General features: G+C 71.4%; 15 protein-coding genes. 13 read left to right on the top strand and 2 right to left on the bottom strand.

The features are described from left to right. Nucleotides 1-42: 42 nt before the first annotated feature. The 9 genes from ftsW (at nt 43) to ACFVSN_RS21180 (ending at nt 9,093) form a co-directional block, all read left to right on the top strand. A complete protein-coding gene (gene ftsW / locus ACFVSN_RS21140; RefSeq protein ID WP_380446874.1) occupies nt 43-1,383 on the top strand; it encodes a putative lipid II flippase FtsW in 1,341 nt (446 codons plus the stop codon). 6 nt (nt 1,384-1,389) lie between these two features. Next, nucleotides 1,390-2,496, top strand: coding sequence for an undecaprenyldiphospho-muramoylpentapeptide beta-N-acetylglucosaminyltransferase (gene murG / locus ACFVSN_RS21145; protein WP_359974828.1), 1,107 nt, complete (start codon nt 1,390-1,392; stop codon nt 2,494-2,496). Next, entirely contained in the window at nt 2,489-3,265 is a 777-nt protein-coding gene (locus ACFVSN_RS21150; protein ID WP_380446872.1) for a cell division protein FtsQ/DivIB, read from the top strand. Before murG ends, ACFVSN_RS21150 begins: the two co-directional genes overlap by 8 nt. A gap of 362 nt (nt 3,266-3,627) precedes the next feature. Beyond that, nucleotides 3,628-4,851 carry a cell division protein FtsZ gene (gene ftsZ / locus ACFVSN_RS21155; RefSeq protein WP_387956381.1) on the top strand — a complete coding sequence of 408 codons (1,224 nt, stop codon included), beginning with the start codon at nt 3,628-3,630 and terminating at the stop codon, nt 4,849-4,851. Further along, a complete protein-coding gene (pgeF, locus tag ACFVSN_RS21160) occupies nt 4,848-5,579 on the top strand; it encodes a peptidoglycan editing factor PgeF (RefSeq protein ID WP_380446868.1) in 732 nt (243 codons plus the stop codon). Before ftsZ ends, pgeF begins: the two co-directional genes overlap by 4 nt. Further along, nucleotides 5,579-6,391 (top strand): YggS family pyridoxal phosphate-dependent enzyme, encoded by an 813-nt coding sequence (locus ACFVSN_RS21165; RefSeq protein WP_387956382.1) that lies wholly within the window; start codon nt 5,579-5,581, stop codon nt 6,389-6,391. Before pgeF ends, ACFVSN_RS21165 begins: the two co-directional genes overlap by 1 nt. 225 nt (nt 6,392-6,616) lie before the next feature. Then, nucleotides 6,617-7,219 (top strand): cell division protein SepF, encoded by a 603-nt coding sequence (locus tag ACFVSN_RS21170; RefSeq protein ID WP_153460377.1) that lies wholly within the window; start codon nt 6,617-6,619, stop codon nt 7,217-7,219. Nucleotides 7,220-7,318: 99 nt separating this feature from the next. Further along, on the top strand, nt 7,319-7,600 hold the full coding sequence (locus tag ACFVSN_RS21175; RefSeq protein ID WP_329928339.1) for a YggT family protein: 282 nt from the start codon (nt 7,319-7,321) through the stop codon (nt 7,598-7,600). A gap of 59 nt (nt 7,601-7,659) precedes the next feature. Beyond that, on the top strand, nt 7,660-9,093 hold the full coding sequence (locus ACFVSN_RS21180) for a DivIVA domain-containing protein (RefSeq protein WP_387956383.1): 1,434 nt from the start codon (nt 7,660-7,662) through the stop codon (nt 9,091-9,093). A gap of 479 nt (nt 9,094-9,572) precedes the next feature. Here ACFVSN_RS21180 and ileS read toward each other — a convergent pair whose 3' ends face one another. Then, complete coding sequence (ileS, locus tag ACFVSN_RS21185; protein ID WP_387956384.1) at nt 9,573-12,701, bottom strand: isoleucine--tRNA ligase; 3,129 nt, start codon at nt 12,699-12,701, stop codon at nt 9,573-9,575. A gap of 650 nt (nt 12,702-13,351) precedes the next feature. On the opposite strand from ileS, the gene ACFVSN_RS21190 reads away from it, so the two are divergent. The 4 genes from ACFVSN_RS21190 to ACFVSN_RS21205 all read left to right on the top strand — a co-directional run bounded on the left by ACFVSN_RS21190 (nt 13,352) and on the right by ACFVSN_RS21205 (nt 16,107). Then, the gene (locus ACFVSN_RS21190) at nt 13,352-13,819 is read left to right on the top strand and encodes a TraR/DksA family transcriptional regulator (RefSeq protein ID WP_380440596.1); all 468 of its coding nucleotides are present in this window, start codon (nt 13,352-13,354) and stop codon (nt 13,817-13,819) included. A 167-nt stretch (nt 13,820-13,986) separates the two neighbouring features. After that, nucleotides 13,987-14,643, top strand: a complete 657-nt coding sequence (gene lspA, locus ACFVSN_RS21195; RefSeq protein WP_380440606.1) for a signal peptidase II — start codon at nt 13,987-13,989, stop codon at nt 14,641-14,643. A gap of 68 nt (nt 14,644-14,711) precedes the next feature. Next, the gene (locus tag ACFVSN_RS21200) at nt 14,712-15,650 is read left to right on the top strand and encodes an RluA family pseudouridine synthase (protein ID WP_380440594.1); all 939 of its coding nucleotides are present in this window, start codon (nt 14,712-14,714) and stop codon (nt 15,648-15,650) included. A gap of 1 nt (nt 15,651) precedes the next feature. Further along, complete coding sequence (locus ACFVSN_RS21205; RefSeq protein WP_387956385.1) at nt 15,652-16,107, top strand: GNAT family N-acetyltransferase; 456 nt, start codon at nt 15,652-15,654, stop codon at nt 16,105-16,107. Between the two features lie 49 nt (nt 16,108-16,156). Here the strand turns inward: ACFVSN_RS21205 and ACFVSN_RS21210 are convergent, their stop codons facing one another. Then, nucleotides 16,157-17,179, bottom strand: a complete 1,023-nt coding sequence (locus ACFVSN_RS21210) for a mechanosensitive ion channel family protein (protein ID WP_387956386.1) — start codon at nt 17,177-17,179, stop codon at nt 16,157-16,159. Nucleotides 17,180-17,297: the final 118 nt, after the last annotated feature.

The following is a 17,297-nucleotide window of genomic DNA, read 5'->3' on the forward strand; positions in this document are numbered from 1 at the left end:
GCGAGCGGGGAGTTGGCGGGGCAGGGCAGGGCGGATTCGGGCGTGCGGGAGCAGGCCGCGGCCGATCCGTGGCGCGTGATCTCCGCCACCACCACGAAGTACAAGTCGGCCGGTCCACTGGGCCGCCTGAGCGCCTTCCGCGCCCGGGTGCGGTACTGGCTGGACCGGCCGCTGACGCCCTACCTGCTGATCGTCGGCACCACGCTGCTGCTGGTCGTGCTCGGCCTCATGATGGTCTTCTCGGCCTCGCAGATCCTGGCCCTGAACCAGCACCACACCGCGCAGTACTACTTCCTCAAGCAGCTGATCGCGGCCATCCTCGGCCTCGTCCTGCTGGTCGGCATCGCGGCCGTCCCGGTGGCGGTGCTGCGGGTGGTCGTCTACCCGGTGATGTTCGGCGTGATCGGCGCGCTCGCGCTGGTCGCCGTGCCCGGCATCGGGGTGCGGATCAACGGCAACCAGAACTGGCTGGACTTCGGCTTCTTCCAGTTCCAGCCCTCCGAGTTCGCCAAGTTCGCGCTCGTCCTGTGGGGCGCCGACCTGCTCGCCCGCAAGCAGAAGGCCGGCACCCTCACCTCCTGGAAGCACCTGCTCGTGCCGCTCGTGCCGGGCGCCCTGCTGCTGCTCGCGCTGATCATGCTCGGCGGTGACATGGGCACCTCGATGATCCTGGTGGCCATGCTGTTCGCGCTGCTCTGGATGGTCGGCGCACCGCTGCGGCTGTTCGTGGCCACCCTCGGCGTGGCCGTCGTCGTCTGCACCGCCCTGGTGGTCACCGTCCCGCACCGGGCGGAACGCCTCGGCTGCATCGGGATCACCAAGCTCGACCCGGACGGTGCCTGCTTCCAGGCCCTGCACGGCGTCTACTCGTTCGCCCTCGGCGGCGGCTTCGGCACCGGCCTCGGCGCCGGCGTCGAGAAGTGGGGCCAGCTGCCCGAGGCGCACACCGACTTCATCTTCGCCGCGACCGGCGAGGAACTCGGTCTGGTGGGGACGCTGTCGGTGATCGGTCTCTTCGCGGCACTAGGCTACGCGGGTATCCGTGTGGCCATCGGTACGAAGGACCCCTTCGTCAGGTACGCCGCGGGAGCCGCCACCACGTGGATCATGGCCCAGGCCGTGATCAACCTGGGGTCGGCGCTGGGACTGCTGCCGATCGCGGGCGTCCCGCTCCCGCTGTTCTCCTACGGCGGTTCCGCCATGCTGTCGGCCATGTGCGCGATCGGAGTGCTGCTCTGCCTGGCACGCAGCACCTCCGGCGCGAAGGCGGCCCTGGCCGCCCGGAGCAAGAACTCCCGGATCAGGAGACGACTGGCCCGGGTGCTGCCACGACGACGAACCACAGCGCGCCCGGCCCCCGGGCCGGCACGCAGGGAGCGGTGAATTTCGGTGCATGTCGTACTCGCCGGCGGGGGGACCGCCGGTCACATCGAGCCGGCCATGGCCCTCGCGGACGCCCTCCGCAGGCACGACCCGTCCATCGGGATCACCGCCCTGGGCACCGAGAAGGGGCTGGAGACCCGGCTGGTGCCCGAGCGCGGCTACCAGCTGGAGCTCATCCCGGCCGTCCCGCTGCCCCGCAAGCCCACCCCCGAGCTGATCACCGTCCCGGGCCGGCTGCGCGGCACCGTCCGCGCCGCCCAGGAGATCATCGAGCGGGTCAACGCCGACGCCGTGGTCGGCTTCGGCGGCTACGTCGCCATGCCGGCCTACCTGGCGGCCAAGCGCGCCGGCGTGCCGATCGTGGTGCACGAGGCCAACGCCCGCCCGGGCCTGGCCAACAAGATCGGCGCCCGCTACACCGACTTCGTCGCCGTCTCCACCCCGGACAGCAAGCTGCGCGACTCCCGGTACATCGGCATCCCGCTGCGCCGCACGATCGCGACCCTGGACCGGAACACGGCCCGCCCGGAGGCCCGGCAGTACTTCGGCCTCGACCAGCGGCTGCCCACCCTGCTCGTCTCCGGCGGCTCCCAGGGCGCGCGCCGGCTCAACGAGACGGTCACCGCGATCGCCCCGCGCCTCCAGCAGTACGGGGTGCAGATCCTGCACGCCGTGGGGCCGAAGAACGAGCTGCCGCAGGTCAACGACATCCCCGGGATGCCGCCGTACCGCCCGGTGCCGTACGTCGACCGGATGGACCTCGCCTACGCCGCGGCCGACCTGATGCTCTGCCGGGCCGGGGCCATGACGGTGGCCGAGCTCGCGGCCGTCGGGCTGCCCGCCGCGTTCGTCCCGCTGCCGATCGGCAACGGCGAGCAGCGGCTGAACGCCCAGCCGATGGTCAAGGCGGGCGGCGGCCTGCTGGTGGACGACGCCGAGCTGACCCCGGACTGGGTGCTGCAGAACGTCCTGCCGGTCCTGACCGACCCGCAGAAGCTGTGGGACATGAGCCGGGCCGCGGCCGAGTTCGGCCGCCGGGACGCCGACGAACTGCTGGTCGGCATGGTCTACGAGGCCATCGAGGCCGCCCGCGGCGGCCGCCGCCGTGGTTGACGGCCGGCTCGCCGACCCCCTGGAGGAGGAGCTGGAGGCCGAGGAGCACGCTCCCCGGCTCCGGCTCTCCCGGCGGGGCTTCGTGGTGCTGGGCGTGCTCGGTGCCGCGGTGGTCGGCGTGCTGGCCTGGGTGGTCTTCTTCTCCTCGCTCCTGGACGTGCGGGACGTCGCCGTGCAGGGCGCCACCGACGACAAGCTGACGGCGGACCAGGTCCGCGCCGCGATCGGCGGGCTCGGCGACGGCCCGCTGGCCCGGGTGGACCTGGACGCCGCCCAGCGGCGGGTCGAGGCGATCCCGCGGGTGGCCGGGGCGGAGGTCTGGCGGGGCTGGCCGCACACGCTCCAGGTGAAGGTCACCCAGCGCAAGGCGGTGGCCGCCGTCAAGGGCGACGACGGTCAGTTCACCCAGGTGGACGCCGGCGGCGTGAGCTTCGCCACCGAGGCGGCCCCGCCCGCCGGGGTACCGGTGGTGGAACTGCGGCCCAGTCAGCAGGCGAAGGACGCGGACGGGGTGATCTCCCGTGCGCAGTTGGTGCAGGGAGCGGTGGCCGTGGCCGCCGGGCTGCCGTCCGACGTCGCCCAACGGGCCGGGGCGCTGCTCGTGCACTCGTACGACGACATCGAGCTGCAGCTCAACGGGGGTGCGACGGTGCGCTGGGGGAGTCCGGAGCAGAACGACCGGAAGGCCCGGGTCCTGGTGGCCCTGCTGGCTCAGAAGGGCACGAACTACGACGTGAGTGCGCCGGACGCGCCGGCGGTGTCCGGATGATCCGGTAGGTTCTGTTCCTGGGGGTGGGGTTGACGCTTCGGAGTGTCGGCCCGACCCTTGGTGGTCACCCCGGTTTCATATGCCGGCCGATGATCACATAGGCTCAAAAGAAAAAGGGAAGCTCGGCGTGTTCGTTGAAACGCGTGCCCGGAGCCACCTAGTGTCCTGTGTCACCAGACTGTGTCCCCTGGTGATGTGACGGAGGCACAGGACTAACCCTAAAGGTCAAGTTTAGGGTTGGGGTCGGCGGTCGGCATTTCGGACATTGCGTCAGAAACCAGGCTCCCTACCCATCGACATCCGTCGGTACGGCTCTCACCGGGCCTCGCCGACCCGGAAATTCGAGGCGAGAGGCCTTCGACGTGGCAGCACCGCAGAACTACCTCGCAGTCATCAAGGTCGTCGGTATCGGCGGCGGTGGTGTCAACGCCATCAACCGGATGATCGAGGTCGGTCTCAAGGGCGTCGAGTTCATCGCGATCAACACCGATGCGCAGGCCCTCCTCATGAGCGACGCCGACGTCAAGCTCGATGTGGGCCGTGAACTCACCCGGGGCCTCGGCGCCGGCGCCAACCCCGAGGTCGGCCGCAAGGCCGCCGAGGACCACCGCGAGGAGATCGAGGAGGTCCTCAAGGGGGCCGACATGGTCTTCGTGACCGCGGGCGAGGGCGGTGGCACGGGCACGGGCGGCGCGCCCGTCGTCGCCAACATCGCCCGCTCGCTCGGCGCGCTCACCATCGGCGTGGTCACCCGCCCCTTCACCTTCGAGGGCCGGCGGCGCGCGAACCAGGCCGAGGACGGCATCGCGAGCCTGCGCGAAGAGGTCGACACCCTCATCGTCATCCCCAACGACCGGCTGCTGTCCATCTCGGACCGCCAGGTCAGCGTGCTCGACGCGTTCCGCTCGGCCGACCAGGTCCTGCTCTCCGGCGTCCAGGGCATCACCGACCTGATCACCACCCCGGGCCTGATCAACCTCGACTTCGCCGACGTCAAGTCCGTCATGTCGGACGCCGGTTCGGCGCTCATGGGCATCGGCTCGGCCCGCGGCGAGGACCGCGCCAAGGCGGCGGCCGTGATGGCGATCTCCTCGCCGCTGCTGGAGGCCTCGATCGACGGCGCCCGCGGCGTGCTGCTCTCCATCTCCGGCGGCTCGGACCTCGGCCTGTTCGAGATCAACGAGTCGGCCCAGCTGGTCAGCGAGGCCGCACACCCCGAGGCCAACATCATCTTCGGTGCGGTCATCGACGACGCGCTCGGCGACGAGGTGCGGGTCACCGTCATCGCGGCCGGCTTCGACGGCGGGCAGCCGCCGGCGATCGTCCGCGACCCGGTCGTCAAGTCCACCCCCGCCGCCCCGGCCACGCCGCCGGCCGCCCCGGAGCGCCCGGCCTCCCGGCCGTCGTACGGGGGCATCGGCTCGGTGACGTCCCGCTCCGAGGGCGACTCGCCCGCGCCGTCCCGCTCGACCGAGACCCCGGCCACCGCGACCGCCGCCCCGGTGCCGCCGCAGGTGCAGCTGGCCCGCCAGCCGTTCGTGGAGAGCCCGGCCGAGGAGCTCGACGTGCCGGACTTCCTTAAGTGATCGATCACGCCGTACGCGATGGTGCTCACTTCGCCTTCACCGACAGGTGGGGCGGGGTGAGCACTTCGCCGTACGGGGAGCTGAACCTCGGCGGCGCGGTCGGGGACGACCCGGAGGCCGTCCGGGAGAACCGGGCGCTCGCCGCCCGCGGGGTGGGGCTGAACCCGGCCGACGTGGTCTGGATGAACCAGGTGCACGGCGCCGACGTGGCGGTGGTGACGGAGCGGCAGCCGGCCGGGGAGGCCCCGACGGTCGACGCGGTGGTCACCGACCGGCCGCTCGCGCTCGCGGTGCTGACCGCCGACTGCACGCCGGTGCTGCTGGCCGACCCGGTGGCGGGGGTCGTGGGCGCGGCCCACGCCGGACGCCCCGGCCTCGCGGCCGGGGTGGTGCCCGCGGTCGTCCGGGCGATGACGGAGCTGGGTGCCGAGCCCGGCCGGATCGTCGCCGCCACCGGTCCCGCGGTGTGCGGCCGCTGCTACGAGGTGCCCGCCGAACTGCGTGCCGAAGTCGCCGCGGTGGTGCCCGCCGCCTTCGCCGAGACGTCCTGGGGGACACCGGCCCTGGACGTGCCGGAAGGAGTGGTGGCCCAGCTGGCCGCCGCGGGGGTCACCGAGGTGGTGCGATCACCGGTCTGCACCCTCGAATCCGCCGATCACTACTCCTATCGCCGCGAGCAGCGCACGGGGCGGCTCGCGAGCTACGTCTGGTTGGGCTCTGATCACTGATGACGAACGACATCTACGGACCGTTCCCGGGCGGCGCGGATTTCGCGTCGGCACTGACGGAGGGCCAGCGGGCCCGCTACGAGGAACTCGGCACCAACCTCGACGTGGTCGAGCGCCGGATCGCCGACGCGTGTGCCGCGGCCGGGCGGGACCGTCGCGAGGTCACGCTGATCGTCGTCACCAAGACCTACCCCGCGGAGGACAGCGCACTGCTGGCCGGACTGGGTGTGACGGACGTCGCGGAGAACCGCGACCAGGACGCCGCGCCCAAGGCGGAGCAGTGCAGAAACCTTCCTCTTGACTGGCACTTCGTCGGACAGCTGCAGACGAACAAGGTCCGGTCGGTCGTGCGGTACGCGAACCACGTGCACTCGGTGGACCGGTTGCGGCTCGTGGAGTCGCTCTCCGCGGCGGTGCTCAAGTCGGAGCGGCCGGAGCTCGGCTGCCTGGTGCAGGTGGCGCTGGAGAAGGATGTGTCGAGCGGCGGTTCCGCCGCGCGGAAAGAGGGCGCGCACCGGGCCGGGGTCGCCCCGGCGGACGTCGCCGAACTGGCCGACGCCATCGCCGCCGCGCCCGGGCTGCGGCTGGACGGTGTGATGACGGTCGCTCCGCTTGCCGGCCCGCTCGCGGGGGACCCGGCCCGGGCCTTCGATCGGCTGGCGGAAATCGCAACCGCCGTACGGACGGCCCATCCTGCTGCCACCATGGTTTCCGCAGGGATGAGCGGCGACCTTGAGCAGGCGATTGCCGCCGGAGCGACACACGTGCGCGTCGGAACGGCGGTACTCGGAGTGAGGTCACCCCTCAGGTAACGTCACCGAGTAAGTAGATCAGACTGCAGGACAAAATAGGACAGAAACTAGCAGCTTTTCAGCGCGCTAGTGAACCGTGGATCGCAGCTCCGCGGCCCCCGCCACTTATTCACCAAATCTGACCATCCGTCGATCTGACGGGCTGTCGCGGGCGGACCGTCGCGGAATCCGCAGGCAGGGCGACTGGCCCTGGCCGCCGAACCACCGAGCGGAGGAGACAGGAGCATGGCCGGCGCGATGCGCAAGATGGCGGTCTACCTCGGCCTCGTGGAGGACGAGACGTACGACGGCCAGGGGTACGACCCCGACGACGACTACGACGCGGACCCCGAGCCGATTCGAACGGGGGCGCGGACGGAGGACATTCCCCGGCCGGCCGCGGCGCCCGCCCCGGTCTCCTCGATCACCCCGCAGCCGGTGCCGGCCGCGGTCCCGATCCGGCAGGAGACCCCGAGGATGGCGCCAGTGTCGTCCATCACACCCGAACGCCGCCACAATCTGGAGAAGAGCGCCCCGGTGATCATGCCCAAGGTAGTGAACGAACGAGAGCCCTACCGCATCACCACGCTGCACCCGCGGACCTACAACGAGGCCCGTACCATCGGGGAACAGTTCCGCGGCGGCACCCCCGTGATCATGAATCTCACCGAGATGGACGACACCGATGCGAAGCGACTCGTAGACTTCGCCGCTGGACTCGTCTTCGGTCTGCACGGCAGTATCGAGCGCGTGACGCAGAAGGTGTTCCTGCTGTCTCCTGCTAACGTCGATGTCACGGCGGAGGACAAGGCTCGGATCGCCGAGGGTGGGTTCTTCAACCAGAGCTGACCCGGCCACGACTTTACGTGTGGATCTGATCAACAGTGGGTTAGCGACAGGCGACAGGCAGCGGGCCCCAGGGCCCGGGACCGGGGAGAGGGAAACGCGATGGAGATCGTGTGGGCGGTGGCCTATTACGCCCTGACCGTCTTCCTGGTGTTCCTGCTTGTGCGGCTGGTGATGGACTGGGTCTTCCAGTTCGCGCGTTCGTGGCGGCCCGGCAAGGCCATGGTCCTGGTCCTGGAGGCCACGTACACTGTCACGGATCCGCCGCTCAAGCTTCTTCGGCGGTTCATCCCGCCGTTGCGTCTCGGGGGCGTGGCGCTCGACCTGTCCTTCTTCGTACTGATGATCATTGTGTATGTCCTGATCTCGCTTGTGCGGCCCTAGTCGTAGGTGACCGATGCGACAGGATGCCGGTGTGCCGACGATCACGTTGAGGTGAAGAGATGCCATTGACCCCCGAGGACGTTCGGAACAAGCAGTTCACGACCGTCCGCCTGCGCGAAGGCTATGACGAGGACGAGGTCGATGCCTTCCTCGACGAGGTCGAGGCGGAGCTGACCCGCCTGCTCCGCGAGAACGAGGACCTGCGCGCCAAGCTGGCCGCCGCGACTCGCGCCGCCGCGCAGAACCAGGCCAACATGCGGAAGGAACCGCCGCAGGACTCCCGTCCCGGCGCGCCCGTTCCGGCCGCCATATCCGGCCCGCCGGTCCCCGGCCAGCAGGGTCCGGGCGGCCCGCAGCAGATGGGCCCCGGCGGTCCCCAGCAGATGGGCCCGGGCGGCCCGCAGCAGATGGGACCCGGCGGTCCGCAGCAGATGGGCCCGGGTGGTCCGCAGCAGCAGATGGGCAACCAGCCCCTCGGTCTGCCCTCGGGCGCCCCGCAGCTCCCGGCCGGCCCCGGCCAGCAGCAGATGAACCAGACCATGGGTGGCCAGCAGCAGCTGGTCCAGCCGATGGGCGGTCAGATGCTCCAGCCGATGGGCGGCCCCGGCGGCCCGCAGCCCATGGGCAACCCGATGGGCCAGGGCATGGGCCAGGGTCAGGGCATGGGCCAGGGTCAGGGCATGGGCCAGGGCATGGGCCAGGGCATGGGTCAGGGCATGGGCCAGCAGCAGATGCAGCCGATGGGCGGCCCCATGGGCGGCCCGCAGCAGCAGATGGGCGGCCCGCTCGGCGGCCCGATGCAGCAGCAGGGTCCCGGTGGCGACAGCGCCGCGCGCGTCCTGGCGCTCGCTCAGCAGACCGCCGACCAGGCGATCTCCGAGGCCCGCTCCGAGGCCAACAAGATCGTCGGCGAGGCGCGCAGCCGGGCCGAGGGCCTGGAGCGCGACGCCCGTGCCAAGGCCGACGCCCTGGAGCGGGACGCGCAGGAGAAGCACCGCGTCGCGATGGGGTCGCTGGAGTCCGCGCGGGCCACGCTGGAGCGCAAGGTCGAGGACCTGCGGGCGTTCGAGCGCGAGTACCGCACCCGCCTGAAGTCGTACCTGGAGACCCAGCTCCGTCAGCTGGAGTCGCAGGCCGACGACTCGCTCGCCCCGCCGCGGATCCCCGCCACCGCGTCGCTGCCGCCGGCGGCCTCGTCGATGGCTCCGGCCGGTGCCGGTGCGATGACCTCCGGTGGGACGTCCTTCGGTGGGAACCAGCCGTCCTTCGGTGGCAGCACGCCGTCCTTCGGCGGGCAGAGCTCCTTCGGCGGCAACCCGCCGGCGCCGAGCTTCGGCGGTCCGTCGGCCGGTGGCAGCACCGGGGCGCCGCAGATGCAGCCGGCCGGGATGACCCAGCCGATGGCGGCCGTCCGTCCGCAGCCGCCGCAGCCGATGCAGCAGGCTCCGGCGCCGATGCGGGGCTTCCTGATCGACGAGGACGGCGACAACTGAGGTTGTAGCAGGGCCTTTGGGGGCGTCCCCTTTCTGACCTTTTGGGTTGGGGAGGGGGCGCTTCTTTGTGTCGGGGGTTAAGGATGGGGGCCGCTGCGCGGGGCTTGGGGTGCGGGGTGGGCTTTCGGGTGGGTGGGGTTCGCCGGGGGTGGCTGCGGGGGTGGTCGCTCCGGGGGCTGGATGATTTTCCGACTGCCGATTCTGTGGGTGGGGGGCTTGGACCGTTGGCAGTCTGAAAATCACCCGTCACGCCCCTCTCCGCGGCCACCCCCTCCGCCACCCCCTCCCGCAGCCCGACCCTCTCGCTTGGGGGGATGAGGGGTGGGGGGTGGTTGAGGGGGTGCGTTGGTGCGGGTGGGGAGGGGGAGGGGGCGGGGGAGTTGGGTGGGCTGGGGAGTTGGGTGGGGTGGGAGGGGTTTGGGTTTGGGTGTGGAAACGCCGCCCGGCTCTGCTGAGCCGGGCGGCGGTTCTTGTTCGGGTCAGGCCTTGCGGAGTTGGAAGGCCAGGCCGAGGGACTCGTCGGTGAAGGTGCCGGAGGTCCAGTCGGCGGCGCCGGCGGCGAAGTCGGTCGCGAGGACCTCGTCGGCGACGAGGGGGCCGTGTTCGGCGATGGCCTCGGCGGTCTCCTCGGAGGTGGCGCGCCAGCGGAGGACGATGCGGTCGGCGACGTCCAGGCCGGAGTTCTTCCGGGCCTCCTGGATCTGGCGGATGGCGTCGCGGGCGATGCCGAGCCGCTTGAGCTCCGGGGTGATGGCCAGGTCGAGGGCGACGGTGGCACCGGACTCGTTGGCGACGGCCCAGCCCTCGCGCGGGGTCTCGGTGATGATCACCTCGTCGGGGGAGAGGGTGATCGTCTCGCCGTCGTGCTGGACGCTGGTCTGGCCGGTGGCGCGCAGTTCGGTGGCGAGGTGGGCGGCGTCGGCGGCGGCGACGGCCTTGGCGACGCCCTGGACGCCCTTGCCGAAGCGCTTGCCCAGGGCACGGAAGTTGGCCTTGGCGGTGGTGTCGACGAGGGAGCCGCCGACCTCGGCGAGGGACTCCAGGGTGGAGACGTTGAGCTCCTCGGCGATCTGCGCGCGCAGGTCGGCGGGCAGTTCCTCCCAGCCCTGGGCGGCGATCAGCGCGCGGGACAGCGGCTGGCGGGTCTTCACACCGGACTCGGCGCGGGTGGCGCGGCCGAGTTCGACCAGGCGGCGGACCAGTGCCATGTGGCGGGAGAGCGCCGGGTCGACCAGGGTCTCGTCCGCTTCGGGCCAGGCGGCCAGGTGGACGGAGGCGGGGGCGGTCTCGTCGATCGGGACCACCAGGTCCTGCCAGACCCGCTCGGTGATGAACGGGGTGAGCGGGGCCATCAGACGGGTGACGGTCTCCAGCGCCTCGTGCAGGGTGGCGAGTGCGGCGGCGTCGCCCTGCCAGAAGCGGCGGCGGCCGCGGCGGACGTACCAGTTGGACAGGTCGTCGACGAACGCGGACAGCAGCTTGCCGGCGCGCTGGGTGTCGTAGGCCTCGAACGCCGCGTCGACCTCGCGGACCAGGGTGTTCAGCTCGGAGAGCACCCAGCGGTCCAGGACCGGACGGTCGGTGGGGGCCGGGTCGCCCGCGGAGGGGGCCCAGTCGGCGGTGCGGGCGTACAGGGCCTGGAAGGCGACGGTGTTCCAGTAGGTGAGGAGGGTCTTGCGGACCACCTCCTGGATCGTGCCGTGGCCGACCCGGCGGGCCGACCAGGGCGAGCCGCCGGCCGCCATGAACCAGCGGACCGCGTCGGCGCCGTGCTGGTCCATCAGCGGGATCGGCTGCAGGATGTTGCCCAGGTGCTTGGACATCTTGCGGCCGTCCTCGGCCAGGATGTGGCCCAGGCAGACGACGTTCTCGTAGCTGTTCTTGTCGAACACCAGGGTGCCGACGGCCATCAGCGTGTAGAACCAGCCGCGGGTCTGGTCGATCGCCTCGGAGATGAACTGCGCCGGGTAGCGCTTCTCGAACAGCTCCTTGTTCTGGTACGGGTAGCCGTACTGGGCGAAGGGCATCGAGCCCGAGTCGTACCAGGCGTCGATGACCTCGGGCACGCGGGTGGCGGTGCCGCCGCAGTCGCGGCAGGCGAAGGTCACCTCGTCGATGAACGGGCGGTGCGGGTCGAGGCCGCTCTGGTCGGTGCCGGTGAGCTCGGACAGCTCGGCCAGCGAGCCGACGCAGGTGAGGTGGCCCTCCTCGCAGCGCCAGATCGGCAGCGGGGTGCCCCAGTACCGGTTGCGGCTGAGCGCCCAGTCGATGTTGTTGTTCAGCCAGTCGCCGAAACGGCCGTGCTTGACCGTCTCCGGGAACCAGTTGGTGGCCTCGTTCTCCCGGATCAGCGCGTCCTTGACGGCGGTGGTCCGGATGTACCAGGACGGCTGCGCGTAGTAGAGCAGCGCGGTGTGGCAGCGCCAGCAGTGCGGGTAGCTGTGCTCGTAGGCGACGTGGCGGAAGAGCAGGCCGCGCTCCTTGAGGTCCGCGACCAGGGCCTCGTCGGCCTTCTTGAAGAACTGGCCGCCGACCAGCGGGACCTCGGGGGCGAAGGTGCCGTCGGCGAGCACCGGGTTGACCACCGGCAGGCCGTACTTGCGGCAGGTCGTGAGGTCGTCCGCACCGAAGGCGGGGGCCTGGTGGACGATGCCGGTGCCGTCCTCGGTGGTGACGTAGTCGGCGTTGAGGACGAAGTGGGCGCCCTCGATGTCGACCAGCTCGAACGGGCGCCGGTAGCCCCAGCGCTCCATCTCGGCACCGGTGAAGGACTCGCCGGTGGTCTCCCAGCCCTCGCCGAGCGCCTTGGCGACCAGCGGCTCGGCGACGACGACCTGCTCGGTGCCGTCGGTGGCCACCACGTAGGTGACGTCCGGGTGCACGGCGACGGCGGTGTTGGAGACCAGGGTCCACGGGGTGGTGGTCCAGGCGAGCAGCGCGGCGCGGCCGGCGAGCGGGCCGCTGGTGAGCGGGAACCTCACGTAGACCGAGGGGTCGACGACCGTCTCGTAGCCCTGGGCCAGCTCGTGGTCGGACAGGCCGGTGCCGCAGCGCGGGCACCAGGGGGCGACCCGGTGGTCCTGGACCAGCAGGCCCTTGTCGAAGATCTGCTGGAGCGACCACCACACGGACTGGACGTAGGACGGGTCCATCGTGCGGTAGGCCTCGTCGAGGTCGACCCAGTACCCCATGCGGGTGGTCAGCTCGGCGAAGGCGTCGGTGTGGCGGGTCACCGAGTCGCGGCACTTGGCGTTGAACTCGGCGATGCCGTAGGCCTCGATGTCCTGCTTGCCGGAGAAGCCGAGCTCCTTCTCGACGGCCAGCTCGACCGGCAGGCCGTGGCAGTCCCAGCCGGCCTTGCGGGCGACGTGGTAGCCCTTCATGGTCCGGTACCGGGGGAAGACGTCCTTGAAGACGCGGGCCTCGATGTGGTGCGCACCGGGCATGCCGTTGGCGGTCGGCGGGCCCTCGTAGAACACCCACTCGGGACGGCCCTCGGACTGCTCCAGACTGCGCTGGAAGACCTTGTTGTCCTGCCAGAAGGACAGGATCTGGTGTTCCAGGGCGGGGAGATCCACCTGTGCGGGGACGGGGTTGTAGGTGCTCATCGCGGGTGTCTACCTCCGGCGGATGCTGGGACTGAATCCTCCGGAGGGACGAGACGGCCTTCGCCGACCCGCGGTACCACCCTCCTTGGCCGCGGTGGTGCGGTGCGGCCCTCTTGTTTGGGGTTGCTGCCGGGTCTAGTGGGCCGCCGTGGTGGTGGCCGTTCTTCCGGCGGCTCCGGGGTGATCTTCCCGCCGCGCACACCCCCGGGCTCGCACCGTCCCCGGGTCGCTGGTGGCTGCGTACGTCGGTACTCGTCCCATCTGCGCCTTGCAGGCCCAGTGTATCGGCTGCCGCAAGTCGGTTTCGTCCGGCGCGGGGTGCGCGGGACGCGCCGAACGGCTGCTCGCGGGTGCTCCCGGGAGCGCGCCGCGGGGTGGTTAGGAGGGGGTGTTCTGGGCACAAGTCTGGTCAGCGCGAGGGGCGTGGCGGTTGGGGCGGCTGCCTGGGTGGGATCATGGTGAGGCGTCGGTATGTCATGTTGTGACCGGTTTTGATCGGGATTATCGTTCCGGCACTGGAAGCCGCCGGGAACCGGCGGCTCGATTCGTTCGTAGATGGGGTCGAAGCCATGGCTGAGAAGGCAACCGGCGCGGGTACCGCCACCAAGCGGGCACGCAAGGCCGTGGCGGCCGATCCAGGGGAGGGGACCGTGACCACTACCGCACGGCAGAACACCAGCACCGACACCGTCACCGTGCTGCGCGGCGCAGAATCCGTGGACCCGGCCACGCTGCCGGTCCGTCCAGGCGAGGAGCCGTGGACCTCGGAGGAGGTCCACGAGCTGCACAACGAACTGATCAGCGAGCTGGAGCGGCTGCAGAACGAGATCGGCGCCGCCGAGGCCGCCATCTCCGGCCTGATGCGCGACTCCAACGACGGAGCCGGCGACGACCAGGTGGACGCCGGCACCAAGAACATCTCGCGGGAGAGCGAGCTCGCCCTCGCCAACAACGCCAGGGACAGCCTCGCCCAGATCGAGCGCGCCCTGGAGCGGCTGGAGGGCGTCGGCTTCGGCGTCTGCGAGTCCTGCGGGCAGGCCATCGGCAAGGCCCGGATGCAGGCCTTCCCGCGGGCGACGCTCTGCGTGCAGTGCAAGGCCAAGCAGGAACGCCGCTGAACCGCCCGACCGGCGCGGCGCGGGGGGTCGGGCTTGCCGTACGCTCGACCCCGTAACGTCGCCTGAACGTCGCCCGACGCCCCCGTGACGGGGAGCGACCGGTGTCGTCACCGGCCCACCACCCTCCCCCACCTCCGGCCGGGGGAGCTCCATCGGCAGCGGAGCGGATCATCAGTACGCAAGGTTCTCCCCAGACCCGGGACGACGCCGTCCCTGCCCCCGCCGAAGCCGTGGAGGTGGCCGTGGCCGAGCCTGCAGAGCCCGCGGAGTCCGCCGAACCGGCCGCCACGGACGGTGCCACGGCGGTGGAGAAGGGCAAGGGGCCGCGGCGGATCGGCGTCCTGCTGGTCGTCGCCGTGCTCGCGTTCCTCATCGACCTCGGCAGCAAGCTGCTTGTCGTCGCCCGGCTGGAGAACCACGCGGCGATCAAGGTCGTCGGCGACGTCGTGACCTTCCAGGTGATCCGCAACTCCGGGGCCGCGTTCGGCATGGGCCAGGCGCTCACCGTCGTCTTCACCATGATCGCCTCGGCCGTCATCGTCGTGATCTGGCGCATCGCCCGGCGGCTGTACAGCCTGCCGTGGGCGATCGCGCTCGGGCTGCTGCTGGGCGGGGCCCTCGGCAACCTCACCGACCGGCTGTTCCGCGCGCCCGGCGTCTTCCGCGGGCACGTCGTGGACTTCATCTCCGTGCAGCACTTCGCGGTCTTCAACCTCGCGGACTCGGCGATCGTGTGCGGCGGGATCCTGGTCGTCCTGCTGTCGTTCCGCGGGAGCAACCCGGACGGGACCGTGCACCAGCAGGCGGAGAAGCCGGCGAAGTAGCGGCGCAACCGGGCGGCCGGGAGGGACGGGCGGAAGGTGGCGGCCGCCTTTCCGGCATACTCGTACGGGTGAGTACCGCAGCGCAGATCCGCAGCCTCCCCGTACCCGACGGCCTGGAGGGCGAGCGACTCGACGCCGCCCTCGCCCGGATGTTCGGCTTCTCCCGGACCAAGGCCGCCGAGTTGGCCGCCGACGGCAAGGTGACGCTCGACGGCGCCCAGGCCGGCAAGTCGGACCGGGTGACCGCCGGCTCCTGGCTGGAGGTCGAGATCCCCGCCCCCGCCGCCCCGGTGCAGGTCGTCGCCGAGCCGGTCGACGGCATGCGGATCGTCCACGAGGACGACGACATCGTGCTCGTCGACAAGCCCGTCGGCGTCGCCGCCCACCCCAGCCCCGGCTGGACCGGCACCACCGTCATCGGCGGCCTCGCCGCGGCCGGCTTCCGGATCTCCACCTCCGGCGCGGCCGAGCGCCAGGGCATCGTCCACCGGCTCGACGTCGGCACCTCGGGCCTGATGGTCGTGGCGAAGTCGGAGCGCGCGTACACCGACCTCAAGCGCCAGTTCCACGACCGCATCACCGAGAAGCGCTACCACACGCTCGTCCAGGGCCACCCGGACCCGATGAGCGGCACGGTCGACGCGCCGATCGGGCGCCACCCCAGCTCGGACTGGAAGTGGGCGGTGACGCGCGAGGGCAAGCCGTCCGTCACGCACTACGACCTCATCGAGGCGTACCGGGCCGCGTCGCTGCTCGACATCAAGCTGGAGACCGGCCGCACCCACCAGATCCGCGTGCACATGTCCGCGCTGCGCCACCCGTGCGTCGGCGACCTCACCTACGGCGCCGACCCGACGCTCGCCAAGCGGCTCGGGCTGACCCGGCAGTGGCTGCACGCCGTCTCGCTCGGGTTCGAGCACCCGGCGGACGGGCAGTGGGTCGAGTTCTCCAGCGAGTACCCGGCGGACCTGCGCAAGGCGCTCGACATCATCGCGTCGGAGAGCTGAGATGACGGCGGCCGCGGGGATCCGCGTCGCGGAGGGCGACGCGGACCTGGAGCTCGTGCGGGCGGTCCGGCGCGAGGTGTTCGTCGTCGAGCAGAACGTGCCGGAGGAGCTGGAGTACGACGAGTACGACGCCACCTCGGTGCACGTGCTCGCGGTCGCGGGGGACGGCACCGCGCTCGGCACCGGTCGGCTGATCCACGGGGACGCCGCGCTGGAGCTCACCGGTGGGCGCGCCGGGCGGGTGCTGCTGGGGCGGCTCGCGGTGGTGCAGGCCGCCCGGGGGACCGGGCTCGGGGCCTCGCTGGTGCGGGCGATCGAGGCCGCGGGGATCGCCCGTGGGGCCGTGGAGCTGGAGCTGCACGCGCAGGTGCAGGCGCTCGGGTTCTACGAGCGGCTGGGGTACGCGGCGGAGGGGCCGGTGTACGACGCGCACCGGACGATGACGCGAGTGCTGTAGGCCCCGCGATCCCCCCGCGCCCCGGAAGGGGTGCGGGGGGATTCGTCGTTCAGGGGGTCGTGCGGAGGCGCGGGAGGGCTTCGGGGTGTTCGTCGCGTAGGTACGCGATGAGGTGTTCGCGGATGTCGAAGCGGAGTTGGGCGGCGTCGTCGGGGGTGCGGGCGGTCATCGTGGCGCGGACGACGATGGTGCTGGGGGTGGCGTCGGTGACGTTGAGGGCCCACTCGGTGCCGTCCCAGAGGGGGTGGGTCTCCAGGCGGGTGTGCAGGGCCCCGCGCAGGGCGTCGACCGGGGTGGTGTGGTCGAGGTGGAGCAGGACCGCGGCGAGCAGGCCGGGGTCGCGGCGGGTCCAGTTCTCGAACGGCTTGTTGACGAAGTAGGAGACCGGCACGATCAGGCGCCGGTGGTCCCAGAGCCGCACCACCAGGTAGGAGAGCGTGATCTCCTCGACCGTGCCCTGCTGGCCGTCCACCACCACGGTGTCGCCGATCCGGACCGTGTCGCCGAAGGCGATCTGCAGGCCGGCGAAGAAGTTGCCCAGGGCGCTCTGGGCGGCGATGCCCGCGACGATGCCGATGATGCCGGCGGAGGCCAGCAGGCTGGCGCCGATTGTGCGCATCGCGGAGAACGTCAGCAGCATCACGGCGACCGTCACGATGACGATGCCGGCGCTCACCGCGCGGCGCAGCATGCTGATCTGGGTGTGCACGCGCTGCCTGCGGGCGGGGTCCTCGGTGACGGTCTCGTACCGGCCGAGCAGCGCCTCCAGGAGCGCCGCCACGACGCGGACGGTCAGCCAGCCGAGGGAGGCGAGGAGGAAGAGCAGGAGCAGGTGGTGCGCGCCCTCGTCGTTCTTCAGGTGGAAGATCCGCTTGAGCGGGCTCGCCGCGAGCAACAGGGCGGTGATGACGGTGAGTTGGAGGGGGATCCGGCACCTGCGGAGCAGTGGCCAGACCGGGGCCCCGGGGTTGCGGGCGGCGATGCGCTGGAGGGCCTGGTCGACGGTCCAGCCGGTCGCCAGGGTGGCGACGATGGTGGCGAGCAGGGTGATCAGCGGCCGGAACACGGGCACCTCGCCGAGGGGACTGGGGTCGGGTGAGCGGTACGATACCCGGGCATAGCGGACTGGAAGCGGGTGAAACGGGCGGGGGCCGGGGCGGTGGCTTTATCGGACGCCTACTCGTGCGGCC

It is taken from the genome of Kitasatospora sp. NPDC057904, from assembly GCF_042887925.1.
Lineage (GTDB): Bacteria > Actinomycetota > Actinomycetes > Streptomycetales > Streptomycetaceae > Kitasatospora.

Excerpts from the sequence above, each read along its gene's own strand:
- ACFVSN_RS21165 (WP_387956382.1), top strand. The coding sequence starts at position 5,579 with ATGACGAACGACATCTACGGACCGTTCCCGGGCGGCGCGGATTTCGCG.
- ACFVSN_RS21170 (WP_153460377.1), top strand. The coding sequence starts at position 6,617 with ATGGCCGGCGCGATGCGCAAGATGGCGGTCTACCTCGGCCTCGTGGAG.
- ACFVSN_RS21175 (WP_329928339.1), top strand. The coding sequence starts at position 7,319 with ATGGAGATCGTGTGGGCGGTGGCCTATTACGCCCTGACCGTCTTCCTG.
- ACFVSN_RS21180 (WP_387956383.1), top strand. The coding sequence starts at position 7,660 with ATGCCATTGACCCCCGAGGACGTTCGGAACAAGCAGTTCACGACCGTC.
- ileS (WP_387956384.1), bottom strand. The coding sequence starts at position 12,701 with ATGAGCACCTACAACCCCGTCCCCGCACAGGTGGATCTCCCCGCCCTG.
- ACFVSN_RS21205 (WP_387956385.1), top strand. The coding sequence starts at position 15,652 with ATGACGGCGGCCGCGGGGATCCGCGTCGCGGAGGGCGACGCGGACCTG.